General features: G+C 39.5%; 13 protein-coding genes. 3 read left to right on the top strand and 10 right to left on the bottom strand.

The window, feature by feature from the left end; translation table 11 throughout:
- Positions 1-48: 48 nt before the first annotated feature.
- Positions 49-813 carry a DUF4292 domain-containing protein gene (locus R9C00_13425; GenBank protein WPO38458.1) on the bottom strand — a complete coding sequence of 255 codons (765 nt, stop codon included), beginning with the start codon at positions 811-813 and terminating at the stop codon, positions 49-51.
- Positions 814-1,097: 284 nt separating this feature from the next.
- The gene (locus tag R9C00_13420) at positions 1,098-3,719 is read right to left on the bottom strand and encodes a valine--tRNA ligase (GenBank protein ID WPO38457.1); all 2,622 of its coding nucleotides are present in this window, start codon (positions 3,717-3,719) and stop codon (positions 1,098-1,100) included.
- Positions 3,720-3,902: 183 nt separating this feature from the next.
- On the opposite strand from R9C00_13420, the gene R9C00_13415 reads away from it, so the two are divergent.
- The 3 genes from R9C00_13415 (at position 3,903) to R9C00_13405 (ending at position 7,282) form a co-directional block, all read left to right on the top strand.
- Positions 3,903-5,117: a DUF1343 domain-containing protein gene (locus tag R9C00_13415; protein WPO38456.1), complete on the top strand. Its 1,215-nt coding sequence runs from the start codon at positions 3,903-3,905 to the stop codon at positions 5,115-5,117.
- Positions 5,118-5,173: 56 nt separating this feature from the next.
- Entirely contained in the window at positions 5,174-6,622 is a 1,449-nt protein-coding gene (locus R9C00_13410) for a sodium:solute symporter (GenBank protein ID WPO38455.1), read from the top strand.
- A 96-nt stretch (positions 6,623-6,718) separates the two neighbouring features.
- Positions 6,719-7,282: a hypothetical protein gene (locus R9C00_13405; protein ID WPO38454.1), complete on the top strand. Its 564-nt coding sequence runs from the start codon at positions 6,719-6,721 to the stop codon at positions 7,280-7,282.
- Positions 7,283-7,315: 33 nt separating this feature from the next.
- Here R9C00_13405 and murQ read toward each other — a convergent pair whose 3' ends face one another.
- The 8 genes from murQ to R9C00_13365 all read right to left on the bottom strand — a co-directional run bounded on the left by murQ (position 7,316) and on the right by R9C00_13365 (position 16,139).
- On the bottom strand, positions 7,316-8,131 hold the full coding sequence (gene murQ, locus R9C00_13400; GenBank protein ID WPO38453.1) for an N-acetylmuramic acid 6-phosphate etherase: 816 nt from the start codon (positions 8,129-8,131) through the stop codon (positions 7,316-7,318).
- Positions 8,128-8,970 carry an N-acetylglucosamine kinase gene (locus R9C00_13395; protein WPO38452.1) on the bottom strand — a complete coding sequence of 281 codons (843 nt, stop codon included), beginning with the start codon at positions 8,968-8,970 and terminating at the stop codon, positions 8,128-8,130. The genes murQ and R9C00_13395 overlap by 4 nt, the downstream gene beginning before the upstream one ends.
- A gap of 29 nt (positions 8,971-8,999) precedes the next feature.
- Positions 9,000-10,340 (bottom strand): DUF58 domain-containing protein, encoded by a 1,341-nt coding sequence (locus R9C00_13390; GenBank protein WPO38451.1) that lies wholly within the window; start codon positions 10,338-10,340, stop codon positions 9,000-9,002.
- Positions 10,341-10,439: 99 nt separating this feature from the next.
- The gene (locus R9C00_13385) at positions 10,440-11,528 is read right to left on the bottom strand and encodes a MoxR family ATPase (protein ID WPO38450.1); all 1,089 of its coding nucleotides are present in this window, start codon (positions 11,526-11,528) and stop codon (positions 10,440-10,442) included.
- Positions 11,529-11,565: 37 nt separating this feature from the next.
- A complete protein-coding gene (locus tag R9C00_13380) occupies positions 11,566-12,840 on the bottom strand; it encodes a hypothetical protein (protein WPO38449.1) in 1,275 nt (424 codons plus the stop codon).
- Between the two features lie 91 nt (positions 12,841-12,931).
- The gene (locus R9C00_13375) at positions 12,932-13,666 is read right to left on the bottom strand and encodes a hypothetical protein (GenBank protein WPO38448.1); all 735 of its coding nucleotides are present in this window, start codon (positions 13,664-13,666) and stop codon (positions 12,932-12,934) included.
- On the bottom strand, positions 13,644-15,521 hold the full coding sequence (locus R9C00_13370; protein ID WPO38447.1) for a stage II sporulation protein M: 1,878 nt from the start codon (positions 15,519-15,521) through the stop codon (positions 13,644-13,646). The genes R9C00_13375 and R9C00_13370 overlap by 23 nt, the downstream gene beginning before the upstream one ends.
- A gap of 198 nt (positions 15,522-15,719) precedes the next feature.
- Positions 15,720-16,139, bottom strand: coding sequence for an energy transducer TonB (locus tag R9C00_13365; GenBank protein WPO38446.1), 420 nt, complete (start codon positions 16,137-16,139; stop codon positions 15,720-15,722).
- Between the last annotated feature and the right edge of the window lie 79 nt (positions 16,140-16,218).

Genomic DNA, 16,218 nt, shown 5'->3' with positions numbered 1-16,218 from the left:
AACTATTGACTTACCTAAAAATCAATAGAGTTTTGTGGTTTCGATCTTCTACTTCAATTCTTTAAGCGTGTATTTTTCAGGGATTCTCAGAGGGAATTTCAATGGGGTACTGCTTGTGACCACTTTTCCATAATCTATGTCAATGTTGATATCAAACTTGTCTGATGCATCAGGGTACTTTAAATGAACCATGGCTTTTTTGGGGAAAGTCACTCCGTCAAAATCTTCAAATTCTTTATAGTCGATTAAGAGGCTAATGAGCGTAAAGGTATTGCTTACGTTCACATTTTCTAACCTCCGGTTGGCAATCAGGACTTTACTCTGAACTTTTATGTCTTCTATGCTTTGCGTAAGCGTCAAGTATTTGTCCGACGAGCTTTTTCTCACACCTCTATTTGGAATCAAAATCGGGTTGCCTGTAAGGATTGACTGGATGGTTTTAAGGTCAATATCGAATTTGATTTTTTCGCTCAGACTTGCAAATGACATAGCATAATATTCCTTGTGGATTACATCTACTATAAAAATAGAATCGGGGTAGGCGACCATCCTGAGGCCTTCTATACCCGTGCCAGTCCTCATCGACATCCAAACAATACTGTCAGATTTCATTCGAACATGGGCTACGCCTTTCGTTTCCTCAAGCCCTTCTTTGAACTTTACTTTCCCCCTTGCCGAAAAATATTCATAGTCGACGGTATTCACTTGGTTTTTGCCTTTGAGGGATTTGCTAGGATCTTGCCTACATGAAGACACTGCAAAAAGCACGGCCAAGCTTAAAAGTAATATGTGTAGAGTTCCAGTTTTCAACATTTCTATCTTGATATTTTTGACTTATAAAAAGTGGAATAGTTTGAGGTGTTTTTTTGATTAAGGTCTCAAACGATGGTGTAAAAGAGAGCTGTCATTTTTTAGTAGATGATTTTAACTATTTTTTTGAGAAAAAAACAATTTTAGAAAGATTTCCTTAAAAACTAATTGCGGCAAAGCGGACAAGTACATGCACTTACTCAAAAACAACTCTAAAGATATGAAAGGGTTCAAAAAAAGGAGGTTCACAACGAACCTCCTTTGGTATCTATTCTAAAAAGAATAGGTTAATCGAGGTGCTTCAAAGATTCTTTGAGTGCAGCAAGTTTGCTCTCGGCATCCGCTCTTTTTTGTTTCTCTTTGTCTACTACCGCAGCAGGAGCGTTGTTCACAAACTTCTCATTGCTGAGTTTTTTGTCAACCGACTTGATGAACCCTTCCAAGTAAGAAATTTCTTTGGACACATTTTCCTTTTCCTTTTCTACATCAATATTTCCTTCCAACGGAACGTAGAACTCATCGGCTTTCAACACGAAATGGGCTGCATTTTCTACTTTCTCTTCTACAAAAGAAAAGTTTTCGATATTTGCCAACTTTTTGATGATTGGGAAATAGCTTTCGTACTTGGCTTTGTCTTCGGTTTTGATACAAAGATCAAGCGCTTTTGATTTTGCTATTTGCTTTTCGTTTCTAACATTTCTGATAGTCGAAATTGCTTCAAAAATGCCATCCGCCTCCTCGATCAACTTAGCATTTGGAGTTTTTGCCACAGGATATTCGGCAACAATGATACAATCATCTTCCGAACGCTCTTTTGTCTGATGCCAAATTTCTTCTGTAATGAAAGGCATAAGCGGGTGAAGGATTTTCATCAATTCTTCGAAAAATGCTACCGTTGCTTTAAGCGTAGCCGAATCGATCGGTTTCTGATAATCGGGTTTGATCATTTCCAAGTACCAAGAACAGAAGTCGTTCCAGATCAGCTTATAGATAGTCATAAGGGCATCTGAAATTCGGTATTTTGAGAAATGGTCTTCAATCTCGATGATAGCAGCATTCAGCTTTGCATCAAACCATTCGATTGCAAGTTCGTTTTTCTTTCCATCCAAACTTTCATCTACTTCCCAGCTAGTCACCAAACGGTACGCATTCCAGATTTTATTGCTAAAGTTCCTGCCTTGCTCGCAAAGCTTTTCATCGAACAACAAATCGTTTCCGGCAGGAGAGGAGAATAGCATTCCCGTCCTTACTCCATCTGCTCCGTGGGTTTTGATCAAATCCAAAGGATCAGGCGAGTTGCCCAAAGACTTGGACATTTTTCTGCGCTGCTTGTCACGAACGATTCCCGTCAGGTACACATTTTTGAAGGGAAACTGGTCTTTATATTCATAGCCGGAAATGATCATCCTTGCTACCCAGAAGAATAAAATCTCGGGAGCGGTAACCAGGTCGGCAGTAGGGTAGTAGTAGTTGATATCCTCGTTATCTGGCTCGGTGATTCCGTTGAAAACAGAAATAGGCCACAACCAAGACGACGCCCATGTATCGAGCACATCTTCCTCTTGCTTCAAATCTTCCAGCTTCAAGCTAGCGTCTTTGTCTTGAGCAAGTGTCAGAGCGCCTTCTTCGTTTTCAGCAACCACAAAAGTGCCATCTGGCAAGTACCAAGCTGGAATACGGTGCCCCCACCAAAGCTGTCTTGAAATACACCAATCACGAATGTTTTCCATCCAGTGCTTGTACGTGTTTTTGAATTTGGCAGGATGGAACTGGATGGTGTCATCCATTACATGTTCCAATGCTGGCTTAGACAAATCGTCCATTTTCATGAACCATTGCATAGAAAGTTTAGGCTCAATAACGGCATCGGTTCTTTCAGAAAAACCAACCTTGTTCACCATGTCTTCCACCTTCACCAATTGCCCTTTTGCATCAAGCTCTTTGGCAATTTTCTTTCTTACTACAAAACGGTCTTCGCCAATGTAAAACTCAGCTTTTTCGCTCATAGTACCATCATCGTTCAAGATGTCGATTACTTTGAGGTTATGCTTAATGCCTAGCTCGTAGTCATTCAAATCGTGTGCTGGGGTTACTTTCAGGCAGCCCGTACCAAATTCTAGGTCAACGTACTCATCACCTATAATAGGGATTTCGCGCTCTACCATCGGCACAATTGCTTTTTTGCCAATTAGGTGTTTGAAACGCTCATCGGTAGGGTTTACACAGATAGCGGTATCACCCAAAATTGTTTCAGGCCTGGTGGTCGCAATGGTCACCCATTCGTCAGCTGTACCAGCTATTTTATATTTTACATAATAAAGCTTCGAATTGACTTCTTTGTGGATTACCTCCTCGTCGGAAAGCGCTGTTTTGCCTTGCGGGTCCCAGTTAACCATCCTTACTCCACGGTAGATATTGCCTTTGTTGTACAGGTCAACAAACGTCTTGATCACCTCTTCATAATAGGCTTCATCCATAGTAAACCTAGTACGATCCCAGTCGCAAGAAGCACCAAGTTTCTTCAACTGCTCAAGGATGATCCCCCCGTACTTTTCTTTCCATTCCCACGCATATTCCAAGAACTCCTCTCTAGTGATGTCTTTTTTGGAAATACCTTTTTCATCTTGAAGCATCTTTACCACCTTGGCTTCGGTAGCAATGGAAGCATGGTCGGTACCAGGCACCCAGCAAGCTTCTTTCCCTTGCATCCTAGCCCTTCTTATCAGCACATCTTGGATGGTATTGTTGAGCATATGCCCCATGTGAAGGACACCCGTTACGTTAGGTGGCGGGATCACAATTGAATATGGCTCTTTATCTGGATTTGGTTTAGAAGCAAAAAACTTCTTGTCCAGCCAATACTTATACCATTTGTCCTCTACTGCTTGTGGATTGTACGTTTTTTCCATTTACTGTCTCCTGTATATTGGTAAGTGTCGCTTTTTTCTCGAATAAACTATCAAGGTTTTGCGAAAGAAGCGCAAATTTATCAAAAAAGCCATTTGTTCCATACAAAATCGCTGGGAATCGGAGTGTAGTTTTGATTTATATCAATTAGAGTTAATTTCACCGAATATTAAGATGGAAGAATTATGATCAGACTATTTCAAGTTATCCTGTTGTCATTTGTGTTGCTTGGTTCGGCTTGTTCTGCTCAAAAAGCGGAAAAACCTGCCCAAGTAGAAGTAATAAAAGAAGAAAAGCCGCCCATAGAAGTGGGTGCGGAAAGGTTTGGAGAATATTTGCCTTTGCTCAAAGGGAAAAGAGTAGCGTTGGTAGTGAACCAGACTTCTGTAGTTGGAGAAGTGCACTTATTGGACACCTTGCTGAGCCAAGGAGTAGGGGTGAAGGCTGTTTTCGCTCCTGAGCATGGTTTTCGTGGCGATGCCGATGCGGGCGAGTCGGTTAAGAATTCGGTAGATTCCAAAACGGGTGTGCCTGTTGTTTCTATTTATGGAAAAACAAAAAAGCCGAGCGAGGAGATGCTGAAAGATATTGATGTGGTAGTTTTTGATATCCAAGATGTTGGCGTGCGGTTTTATACGTATATAAGTACAATGCATTATGTAATGGAGGCTTGCGCCGAACAAGGAAAACAGTTCATCGTACTAGATCGCCCAAATCCGAATGGGGAATATGTTGCTGGTCCTGTGTTGGATTTAGAGTTTCAGTCTTTTGTAGGAATGCACCCAATTCCAGTGGTGCATGGATTAACGGTAGGCGAGTTGGCAAAAATGATAAATCAGGAAAAATGGTTGGAAAATGGAGCTCAATGCGACTTGACTGTGATTCCCGTAGCGAATTATTCTCACCTCGACTCATTTTCCTTGCCCATCAAGCCTTCACCAAACTTGCCTAATGATCAATCGATCAGGCTGTATCCTTCACTTTGCTTTTTCGAACCAACTTCGGTGAGCATAGGCAGAGGGACACTTTTCCCCTTCCAAGTTGTGGGTTATCCAGATTCAAGTTTTGGTGAGTTCTCTTTCACGCCCAAGAGCATAGAGGGATTGTCCAAATACCCTAAGTTACAAGACAAGGAATGTTTTGGTTTGGATTTGAGAGAGGTGGAAGCCAAGCAATTTAACATGAGCTATTTGGTAGATTATTATGAAAAGTCGAAGCAGCTTGGGGTTGAGTTTTTTACTAATCGGAAATTCTTCAATCTGCTGGCTGGGAATGATAAACTTGTAAAAGAGTTGGAAGAGGGTAAAACGGTGGCAGAAATTGAGCAAGGCTGGGAAAAAGAGCTAGAAACGTACAAAGGGATGAGAAAAAAATATCTGATCTATCCCGATTTTGAATAGTTTTGCCACTTTCTGTTTAAAATAGACTAACGCTACTCGAACCAAAGAAACTGCCAATGAGCCCGATACTGGTTTTAAGTGTCATTGTATTGTACTTCTGCTTTTTGATGATCATTTCTCACCTAACTTCTAAAGGTGCTACATCTGCTACGTTCTTTACAGGAAACAAGCAATCACCTTGGTATTTGGTAGCCTTTGGGATGATAGGAGCATCCCTTTCAGGAGTGACGTTTATTTCTGTACCAGGTTATGTTGGAGCAACCCAGTTTTCCTATTTCCAAGTAGTATTAGGATATTTATTGGGTTATTATGTGATAGCCACCGTGCTCATGCCACTTTATTATCGCATGAATTTGGTATCGATTTACGGTTATTTAAAAGATAGATTTGGACTTTATTCTTATAAAACAGGCTCTTTCTTTTTTCTTCTTTCGCAGACCATTGGCGCAGCTTTTCGTCTCTTCTTAGTAGCAGGTGTGCTACAGCTTGCCTTCTTCGATGCGTATGAGATCCCTTTTGCCGTAACAGTTGCTATCACCATTTTGCTTATTTGGTTGTACACCTTCAAGGGAGGTATCAAAACCATTGTCTGGACCGATACGCTTCAGACTTTTTTCATGCTCAGTGCGGTTTGTATTAGTATTTATATCATTGCCCAAGATCTTGATTTAAGTTTTGGGGGGATTGTTCAAGCCATTGAGGAGCATAATTATTCAAAAATGTTTTTTTGGGACTGGAAAGAAGGCAGTTTTTTCATTAAGCAATTCTTTTCAGGGGCGTTCATCGCTATCGTGATGACTGGGCTTGACCAAAACATGATGCAAAAAAACCTGACTTGTAAAACCTTGGGTGATGCCCAAAAGAATATGTTTTGGTTTAGTACTTCTCTCATTTTTGTCAACTTACTTTTCTTAGGCCTGGGAGCTTTACTTTTTATTTATGCTGGAGAAAATGGAATCAGTATTCCTACCAGAACGGATGATCTATATCCGCTGTTGGCTTTGAACCATTTTCGCCTTTTTGCAGGGGTCGTGTTTTTATTGGGAATCACTTCCGCAGCCTATTCAAGTGCAGATTCTTCGCTTACAGCACTCACTACAGCTTTTTGCATCGATTTCCTTGATCATGATAACAAAAGTGAACAACAAAGAAAATCACAACGCAAAATTGTCCACATCACTTTTTCTGTGGTCTTGTTTCTTGTAATTGTGATCTTCCGTGCCATCAACGATGAAAGCGTGATCAGTTCTGTGTTTAAAGCTGCGGGTTATACCTACGGACCTTTGCTAGGTCTGTTTGCCTTTGGGCTTTTTACCAAGCTCCAGTTGAGGGAAAAATGGGTGCCCTTAGTTTGTTTGGTTTCGCCCATAATTTCTTATGCCTTGAATTATTACTCAGAAGAATTGTTTAATGGGTATAAGTTTGGCTTTGAAATTTTAATGGTGAACGGAGCAATTACATTTTTTGGCTTATTGATGTTGACCAAATCTGGTAAAGCAGAATAAAGATCAAACTGTTAACAAGATATAACCAGTTTTTCTAATTACCTATATTGGTATATATTGTAACCTAGCTAGCATACTAAATAACTAAATTCAACTATGAAAAAACCTGTATCATTATCTATTAGCAGCCATTGCTATACTATTACTATGCATACAAACCATGGTTTGCCATTACTGAGAAACCATAAATATTTCAACCTAATGTTCGATTGCCTTACCATCATATCCAAAAAGTACAAGCTCAATTTGCTTGGTTATGTTTTTTTGCCAAATGGAATTAAGATTGTTACCTGTGGTTTGCCTCAAACTAGATTGACTAATTTTGTGGAAACACTAAAGAACTTAAGCCGTCAGGAGCTTATACGTTTTTTGGAAGAAGACGGAAAAAAGGATTTGTTGAACCAAATAAAGATGGGCAGCAATGCTCGTAAACACAAAGTGTGGGCGACCAACTTCGAAAGTACTCATCTGAAAAGTTATAACGACTTGGAACAATCGCTTAACGAATTACATGTTCTTCCACTGCGAAACGGATTGGTTTTCAACCCTGAAAGTTACAAGTATTCAAGTAGTAGTTATTATAAGAAGGGAAAGCATGGCGGCTTGAGAATAACCGATTACCGACAAGTATTTAACAAACCAGAAATGGCGGTTTCATAAAAAGTAAAAAGAGGCTTTTTCTAGCCTCTTTTTTTATTCCTTCGATTCGAAGTAAGCATCCGCCGCAGCTCTTACCGAACCATATTTTTCAAGCAGTTTATGTGCTTCTGTTTCCTCCAGACCAGTTTCTTGCATAACCATCAGTGTTCCTCTTTTTACTAGTTTTTTGTTGCTAAGCTGCATGTCCACCATTTTATTGCCTTTGACCTTGCCTAGCTGGATCATCACAGAAGTGGAGATCATATTGAGCACAAGTTTTTGAGCGGTTCCTGACTTCATTCTGGTACTACCCGTCACATATTCAGGACCAACGACCACTTCCACAGGGAACTCGGCTGCTGCGGCCACTTTAGAGCCTGAGTTGCAAACTATACAGCCCGTAAGCATTCCAAACTCTCTTGCTTGGTCTAAGCCGCCAATAACATAAGGAGTCCTGCCAGAAGCAGCGATGCCTATCAATGTATCCTTTGTAGTAGGGTTGAAAGGGGCGAGGTCGAGCCAAGCTTGTTTAGGATCGTCCTCGGCAAACTCCACGGCTTTTCTGATTGCTTTATCACCGCCAGCCATGATGCCAACCACTAAGCCATGGGGAACACCGTAGGTAGGAGGGCATTCGGATGCATCCACAATTCCAAGCCTTCCACTTGTACCTGCGCCAATGTAAAACAAACGGCCTCCTTGTTTCATTCTCCTCACTATTTCTATCACGAGCTTTTCAATGGCAGGGATGCTTTTTTCAACTGCCAGGGGCACTGATTTATCTTCTTGGTTTATTCCTTTTAAAAGCTCTCCAACACTCTTTTTTTCAAGATTTTCATGATTCGAAGATGATTCTGTCGTATTTATCATTGGTTTTTGTTTTTTAAGTGAAATGCTTTTAAGCCTTCCATTGGGGTTTGATGAATGCTGCCTAGAGGCAAGCCCATTTCATGGATAGCTTCTTTCAAAATATCTTGAAAGAAATACGCAATTGAGCCGCAAAAATGAATAGGATACTTCGGGGAATCCTCGTATTTCAAGGTATTTGTTTTCAAAAACTCCTTGAAATTAAGCAAAATGAATGAGTTGATAAAAGGGTCTTTTTTGTGTTCGGCTAAAAACTTGCTAAACTGAGCTAGGTACCTATTAGGATATGGTTCTTTATATACTTTTTGCAGCAATTCAGCTTCGCTCAATTGAAACTTTCCACGGAAAGCTTCTTCCAAATTGGAGGTCAGCCCTTTTTTGAAGTAGAGATTGATCAGTTTTTTTCCCATCACCGCTCCGCTTCCTTCATCACCTAAAACAAAACCAAGTGAAGGGATGTGGTTGATTATTTTTTCTCCATCGTAAAAACAAGAATTTGAGCCAGTTCCCAAGATACAAGCCGTGCCGGGTTCGTGCTGGCAAGTGGCTCTTGCAACAGCTAGCAAGTCGTCGTAAATGGAAATATTGGTATTTGGAAATTGAGATTCCAATGATGATTCAAGCTTGCCTGCCGATTGTTCGTTGCAGCCAGCTCCATAGAAGAACAGTGAAGTGACTTTAGTGAAAACCTCTCCCTTAAAACCGTCATTGATGCTTTCAGAAATTTGTTCAGAGGATTGGTAATACGGGTTTATGCCTTTGGTTCGAATCTTTTTTATTGCATTTCCCTTCAAAAACCACCACTCTGTTTTGGTAGATCCACTGTCTGCTATTACTATCATTTCCAGAATGTAGTTAGTTTGGTTCTTGGCTAGATAAGTCCTCTTGACTTTAGCTCTAAGTACTTATTGAGTGTATTGATAGACAAATCTTGAGGTTTGGTCAAAATGGTTTGGATTCCGTATTGGTTGAATGTTTGTAGGATTTGAGTTTTTTCCGCTGTGAATTTTTGGGCAATTGTCCTCAAATAAATTTCTTCCAAGTCTTTTGCTTCTTCTTGTCCATATTCTTCAATCTCACTATTCTCAAAAAATACAATGACCAACAAGTGCAGCTTGTTCAGTTTTCTTAGGATTGGCAGTGCTCTTTCGGCCGCATAAATGCTTTCAAAATTAGAATATAAAAACAGGAGGCTTCTGCCCTTTATCGTATTTCTTATCGCATAGTAAAGCAGTTCATAGTTTGACTCCAAGTTGCGCTCTTCCTGATTGTAAAGGGTTTGCAGTATTTTGTGCAACTGCCCTTTTTTGTAATCAGCTTTCAGAATTGCTCCTATTTTATCGGAGAAAGTGATCAAGCCAGCCTTGTCGTGCTTGTGAAGTGCCACATTGGATATCATCAAGGAGGTGTTGATAGAATAATCAAGCAAGGTAAGCTCGTTGAAAGGGAGTCGCATTGCCCTGCTTTTATCGATTACGCTATACACTTGCTGTGCTCTTTCATCTTGATACTGGTTTACCATTAGTTCGCCTCTGCGACCCGATGCTTTCCAGTTGATAGACCGGTAATCGTCTCCGCGAACATAGTTTTTGATCTGTTCAAATTCGTAATTATGCCCCAGTCTCCTGATTTTTTTGATTCCTTGGTATCTCGATATACTTGAAAAAGCAAAAAGCTCATACTTTTTCATTTGTAATACGGAAGGAAAAACCGGAACCATTTGATGAGCCTTAAACGGGTGTCGCCTTCTTACCAAACCCAGTACGGATGTTGAATACACATTCAACTTATTAAAATGATATTCGCCTCTTCTGGTTGGTCTTATCTTATAAGATAGGGTTTGTGATTCTCCATTTTTTAATGCTAACCCAAAGAAAAAATCTCTTTCCTGAAGCTGGTAAGGCAGCTCGTCTATTACCATTAGGGAAAGAGTCAGCCCAGAATTATTGGTGATACTTATTTTAATGGGGTTTTCATCACCAAGTGAAAGCAAGTCGGGTATCGATCTTTCTGCGGAAATTTTAGCATTCCCATTGAACAAAATAAAGCAGTCTGAAGCAGTGAAAATAATCCCAATTACCAATGCAGTTTGGGCAAAGGGCAACATAAAAGGAATGGCAAAACTAGATGCCAATAAGCCGAAAATCACGCTGTAGACGTAGAAAAACCGATTGGGGAGATAAAGGTTTTTATAAAATTTAAAAATATTCATGGCTTACGCTTACTTAGTGTGCAATAGAAGTAGGAAGGTGAGTTTTGAGAAGAAAATAGATGCTAGAAGCTTTTCGTACTTCTAGCACTATATGCCAAATTACCTTGGTACCTCTACCTTTTGGAGCACATCGTTTATTACATCTGAAATTTCTACACCTTCCATTTCTTTTTCAGGACTAAGTAAAATCCTGTGGTTCAAAACAGGGTAGGACACTCGTCTGATGTCATCTGGCGTTACGAAATACCTGCCGTTCATGAGCGCAAGAGCTTTTGATGTTTTGAGGATAGCAAGAGATGCCCTTGGTGATGCCCCGAGAAACAAGTCGTTGATTTCCCTTGTCAGACCAATCACCTTGGCTATGTATTCTATCAATTCATCTTTTATGTACACCAACTCTACTTGCTTTTTGAAGAACTCAATGTCTTGAGGGGCAAGAACGGGTTGTACTGTTTCAGTTTGCGTCTGCTTAAAATCCTCTTGGAACCTTTTCAGGATTTGAATTTCTTCGGAAACAGAAGGATAGCTGAGGTGGAGTTTGAATGCGAATCTATCTAACTGAGCCTCGGGCAATGAATACGTACCTTCTTGTTCGATTGGGTTTTGGGTTGCCATTACAAAAAACGGCTTCGACATTGGGTAAGTAGTCCCGTCATAGGTGACTTGGAATTCCTCCATCACCTCAAAGAGAGCGGCTTGAGTTTTTGCAGGGGCGCGGTTTATCTCATCTATCAAGATGATATTTGAGAAAATAGGCCCTGATTTAAACACAAACTCCGAGTCTTTTAGGTTGAAAATGGTTGTACCCAAAACATCTGTTGGCATCAGGTCAGGAGTGAATTGAATCCTTGAAAAATTAGCCGTGAGTGTTTTAGCAAGCACTTTTGTAAGGAGTGTTTTTGCTATACCCGGAACGCCTTCGAGCAGTACATGCCCATTGGTGAAAAGTGCCGCTAGCAAGAGGTCAACGGTTTCCTCTTGTCCTACAATCACCTTCCCAATTTCATCCTTCACCCCTTGGACAATATTGCTTACTTTCACCAAGTGTTCGTCCGCAATTTTTTTGTTGCTTACCGCATGGACTGGCGCCTCTTGAACCGGTGTTTCTTGCTCAATACGCTGTTCTTTGTTCTCTTCTGGTTCGTTCGAAGGAGTTGGATTCAAATTATTTTCTTCGTTTTCCATCATTATTAGTTAAATATATTGGGTCAATTTTATGATAAACCTACTTGGCAACTTGTTCGGCAGGTTTCAGTTTAGTTGAATTAGCATGCTTGTTAAAAGTTTCTATCGAGAGATATAACCTCTTGAGATCTTCTTCGCCCACCTTGTAAAAATTATTTATAGTTTCGAATGTGGCAAATACTTTTTGTACAATCTCGAGTTCTACTTGCGCTTTTACCGAAAGAGATTTGATAAAAGCATCATCCAAATTGTTAGTGGAAACTCTGTATTTCCGTCTAATATCTCCTAGGAACAACTGCATTTTTTCTTGGGCTAACCCTTTGTGATCTAGCTGCTTGAAGTGAAGCTTGCCCACGGTTTGGACAAATTCTAGAGATGTATTGAGATATGGATCTAAAATAGGTATAATTCGTTGGGTTCTTTTCGATCTGAAAAGAACATAAAAAACAACTAACGCTAGTAGCAGGTACCAAGCCCATCGTAAGCTTTCGTGAGAAAGAATAAACTTAAGAGGGCTAGGGGAGAATTCTTGTTCAAAAGGCGGTTCGACATAAATTTTACTCACTTCATCCCAAAGAATATCGCCTTCGGGTAAGTTAGAAAATACAGTTTGAGCATGTGAAAAACCTTTCTCTTTTTTCAGCAAATAGTTGCTGAATGCAAGTGGGACGGTGTGCAAATAGAAGTACCCTTCACCCCATTTTATCTTCACAAAATAGCTGAGCCCTCTGTTGAGTATACCCAATTCTACCATTTCTATTTTGGGTGTATAAACATCTCTGTTATGGTATGACCAGTAGGTAGAGGTTGTGTCAAAGTCGTAATAATAGTTGACCGCAAACACCGAATCCATTAGGTTAGGGTGCTTGAAAGTCAGCTTAATTTCATTATCATACAGGTAATCATAGTTCGGCTCATAAATATCGTCATAGGAAAAAAGTGTATCGAACATTAGCTGGGGAAGTGCAGTAGAAATGATCATGGCATTGTTCCCTTTTTCCACAAAAGATAATAGCTCTTTTTGAGAACTATCGGAAAGGTACATGGATCGCCCAATGAATACATAATTTGTAGCTTCATCAAAGCTGTTTTCGGCTAAATATGTTTCTAGTGGTTCATCTATTTCAGTGTAGTTTTTTTCTGGAAAAAAGCCATTTAGCAGGCTAGCTATGAGTAGCGTTCCATAAGGTTCCTTGCTTTCTTTCTTATAACTTTCAAACCAACTAGTTTCCTCCTCACCCTGATTTATGAAAAAATAAATCAAGAGACCTATACAGATAATGGCTACGCCAAATATGGTTGGATTCTTTTTCAATGTTTATACTAAATTATGAATCAGTTTTGTGAAATTTGATCTAGATGATCAGTGTTCTTAGGTGTTCAATTTGAAACAACAAAAAAAAACGTCAATCTGGATTTGCCCCGGCTTCTTGCCCTTTCCTTAGTGTTCCCAATACGCCTTCTAACTTATCAAAGGCATCTTTTATGCTTTCAAACTTAAACCTATCCATGACCTTGTTTCCATACCAGGCCTCTTCGTAGCTGAGAGTTAGACTAAAAAACAATCTATATAACGTATAATATTCTCTTATCTCGCTTAAGTAACTAGCATTGGTTTTTTCTTTTTTCCAAACCAACAAACCGTCGTCGCTCATGGTTTTTATGGATTTGATGTATAGAATTCTACACGCTGCTTGATAATTGCCCGTTCCAATCGCTTCTTTCAAAAGTTTATCAAAATCGGCCTCGTGAATATGGTCTTCAAGGTTATCAAGAAGTTCCGCACTAAGCTTTGTCCTGTCCACTTTTTTATTTAAGCCTGACCTATTACCAAAAAGTTTGTAGAGCATAAATGCCAATATTCCACCTACCAATAAAAGGCTTACTACTTTCAATATGGGCAATGCCCCTGAAGGAATGGAAAACGAAGGAGACCTGTCCAAATCAACTTCTTTTTTCTCCTTCTGAGTATAAACTAGCGTATTGGAAATAGATTTCCATTTCTCCCTATTGAGCTCTTTTTCTGCTATTTCCGAGTTCTCATATTCCTCCTGTAAATCTTGGCCGCTGGCAGAAAAGTTTAAGGTAACAACTAACCCGAGAAGGAATAATACACTCTTAGCTCTCTGTCTCAAATCCATAAACTTTTTTGTTTGAACCAAATTCTCTGATTGTTTTTTTGAGCGATTGGGCAGTAGATAATTCGATTAAAGAATGATAGAGAATTCCATTGCCAATTATTAAGATCGGCAAAGTCAAGCATATTCCATACATCACAATGCTGCTAAAGACCCCATTGAAAACAAAGTTCATGGCATTTTCAGAAAGCAAAAAGTTTATGCTTAATGATTCTACCAAAAACCAGACGATGGAAGAGTTTAATGTAAATAGAAAAACGGTACATATTATCAACAGTATAATGTTTAGCCCAATGATCTTTGCCAAACTCCCTCCAAGCAAACTGGTAGCGTTCTTAAATGAAGACATCAAATTCTTTCCTTTATTAATGCTTTCAAACATCCATAAGAGGATGAAAGGATATGTCATGAGCAGTAAAAAATACCCAATCCAACCTAGGCAACTAATGAGAGTGATAAGCGAGGAAATGAAAAGGACTTTGACAAAGTGGCTTTTGAAGGTGGCAAAGATAGTTTCTTTCCCAAAACGAGGATCTATAGTCCCATTCTCACCAAAGATAACTTTGCAAATGATTACACAAAAAAACAAGCTGCCTGCCAGCATTGCCCCATTAGCTATCGCAAACTGAAAGAAAATATCATAATTGAATATGGTTTCTATTTGAGAAAACGCCCAATTTGAGCTTATATAACCAAATTGTTCTGTAAAACCTTGCGTAGTGGTATAAGTGATATAAATCCCAAAAACAGCTGATAGAGGCAGGAAGTACAATAAGGTTTTTCTTAGGAAAACACGGTAAACGGCAAATATATCAGTGAAGATTTGACCGTTGTCTTTCAGCTCGCCTTTGTCTAATTTCTTGTCGTTTCTACCAAAATTGATCGGTTGTTCTTTCTTGTTTTTGAAACCGCTTTTAGATTTTATATAAGGGTAATAAATATAGTAGCCTATAATAAAAGCAAGAGATATCAGGATAATAAATAGCCTTATGATATCTGGGAGGTCGGTGTATCGGGTTAGGAAACCTTCGATGAAACCCGCCAATACAAAAACAGGGAAAATACTCATCATGATCTTAATCCCTCTTTTGGCTGAGAGCTGAAAGGAATAAATGCGTGAGTAGGAGCCTGGGAAAACAAGTCCTCTTCCCATGGTCAAGCCTGCTGCGCCAGCGATGACGATAGCTGATATTTCCAGCGTACCATGCATCCAAATGGTCAAGAAAGAATCTAAAAACAGCCCTCTTTCTATAAAGAAATATTGGAAAGCACCGACCATGATCCCGTTTCGGAGCAAAACAGCCAACGTACCAATGGACATCAGCACTCCGGTCACAAAAGTCAAAAATGCGACACTTAAATTATTGATAGTGATGCCTAAAAACATGTCTATTTCGTTCATGCCTTTATAGACTGCCATTGGGTCTCCATTTTCAATATTTTCAAGGGTCATGTTTACGTAGCTGTCTCCTAAAATCAGGTTGACAAACTCGGGGTCATGCATGCTGGAGAAAATCCCAATAAAAACAGAAAACAGAAATACGACTAGCGAAATAATCATCTCATTTCGGCTTGCATAAACTACCGCAGGCACTTCTTCAAACCAAAAGTCTTTAAGTTTCGCTTTAAAGTTTTCATGCCTTTTTCCATAAACCGACTTGTATATTTTCTGAGCTACGTTGTTGAGGTAGGCACCAACTAGGCGATTAGGATAGAATGTACGCGAATAGGAAAGGTCGTCGGTTATTTCAATGAAAAGCCTTGTGAGCTCGTCAGGTTTTTTATCTGTTTGATTGAGAAGTTCCTCAAAGTCCTGCCACTTCTTTTTGTTTTGCTTTATAAAATCGGTTTCCCTCATGCTTGTTTATCAGGCGTTAGGTTTGTCTAGTTGTGCTATCTTTCATACAACGATAGAATCTTGAAAAAGTAAGGCACAATATATTAATAAGATTGCAAAAAACTTTCAAGGCTAGTCAAAAGTAATCCTAACGCACAAAAAAAGCTTGCTTTATTAGCAAGCTTTCACTAAATACCTTATAAAATCAATCTTCTCTTACTACTCGCCAGTCAACCTGAATCTGAATGGTACATAGACTACCTTGGAAGTTGCTTTTCCTGCTAACAGTGCAGGCTCAAAAGTCAGTTCATCCACATGCTCGAGGCAGGCAGAAGAAAGTAGTTGGCCTGGAGAATGGACTACTTTATACTGAGCTGCTTGCCCTTTTTCGTTTACTGTAACCTCTACTATTACTTTTCCTTCTATTTGAGTCTCTCGCAATTCTCTTGGGTACACAATCTTGTTAGCTATTTCAGCATAGTTAGTCGGTATAGGGTTCAAGACATTTTTAGTGACAGATCCTTCTGCTTCTGAAAAACGGATTTCTGTAGTTGCCATTTGGGCAAAAGCGAGTTGAGCTGATGCAAAAAGTGCGACAAAAGTAACTATAGATGCGATGGTTTTATTTAAAGCTTTCATGTGCTGAATCTTTGTTTTTAAATTGAATTTTATGTGAATACAATCCTGTTTTTTAATTCATGTGTTAATTATATATTAA

The organism is Flammeovirgaceae bacterium SG7u.111, from assembly GCA_034044135.1.
Classification (GTDB): Bacteria; Bacteroidota; Bacteroidia; order Cytophagales; family Flammeovirgaceae.
This window is presented reverse-complemented; position numbering and strand designations above follow the sequence as displayed.

What these genes read in the sequence shown, in the direction of transcription:
- R9C00_13385 (WPO38450.1), bottom strand. Translation starts at nt 11,528, where the DNA reads ATGATGGAAAACGAAGAAAATAATTTGAATCCAACTCCTTCGAACGAA.
- R9C00_13415 (WPO38456.1), top strand. Translation starts at nt 3,903, where the DNA reads ATGATCAGACTATTTCAAGTTATCCTGTTGTCATTTGTGTTGCTTGGT.
- R9C00_13365 (WPO38446.1), bottom strand. Translation starts at nt 16,139, where the DNA reads ATGAAAGCTTTAAATAAAACCATCGCATCTATAGTTACTTTTGTCGCA.
- R9C00_13390 (WPO38451.1), bottom strand. Translation starts at nt 10,340, where the DNA reads ATGAATATTTTTAAATTTTATAAAAACCTTTATCTCCCCAATCGGTTT.
- murQ (WPO38453.1), bottom strand. Translation starts at nt 8,131, where the DNA reads ATGATAAATACGACAGAATCATCTTCGAATCATGAAAATCTTGAAAAA.
- R9C00_13375 (WPO38448.1), bottom strand. Translation starts at nt 13,666, where the DNA reads ATGGATTTGAGACAGAGAGCTAAGAGTGTATTATTCCTTCTCGGGTTA.
- R9C00_13420 (WPO38457.1), bottom strand. Translation starts at nt 3,719, where the DNA reads ATGGAAAAAACGTACAATCCACAAGCAGTAGAGGACAAATGGTATAAG.
- R9C00_13395 (WPO38452.1), bottom strand. Translation starts at nt 8,970, where the DNA reads ATGATAGTAATAGCAGACAGTGGATCTACCAAAACAGAGTGGTGGTTT.
- R9C00_13405 (WPO38454.1), top strand. Translation starts at nt 6,719, where the DNA reads ATGAAAAAACCTGTATCATTATCTATTAGCAGCCATTGCTATACTATT.
- R9C00_13370 (WPO38447.1), bottom strand. Translation starts at nt 15,521, where the DNA reads ATGAGGGAAACCGATTTTATAAAGCAAAACAAAAAGAAGTGGCAGGAC.
- R9C00_13425 (WPO38458.1), bottom strand. Translation starts at nt 813, where the DNA reads ATGTTGAAAACTGGAACTCTACACATATTACTTTTAAGCTTGGCCGTG.
- R9C00_13410 (WPO38455.1), top strand. Translation starts at nt 5,174, where the DNA reads ATGAGCCCGATACTGGTTTTAAGTGTCATTGTATTGTACTTCTGCTTT.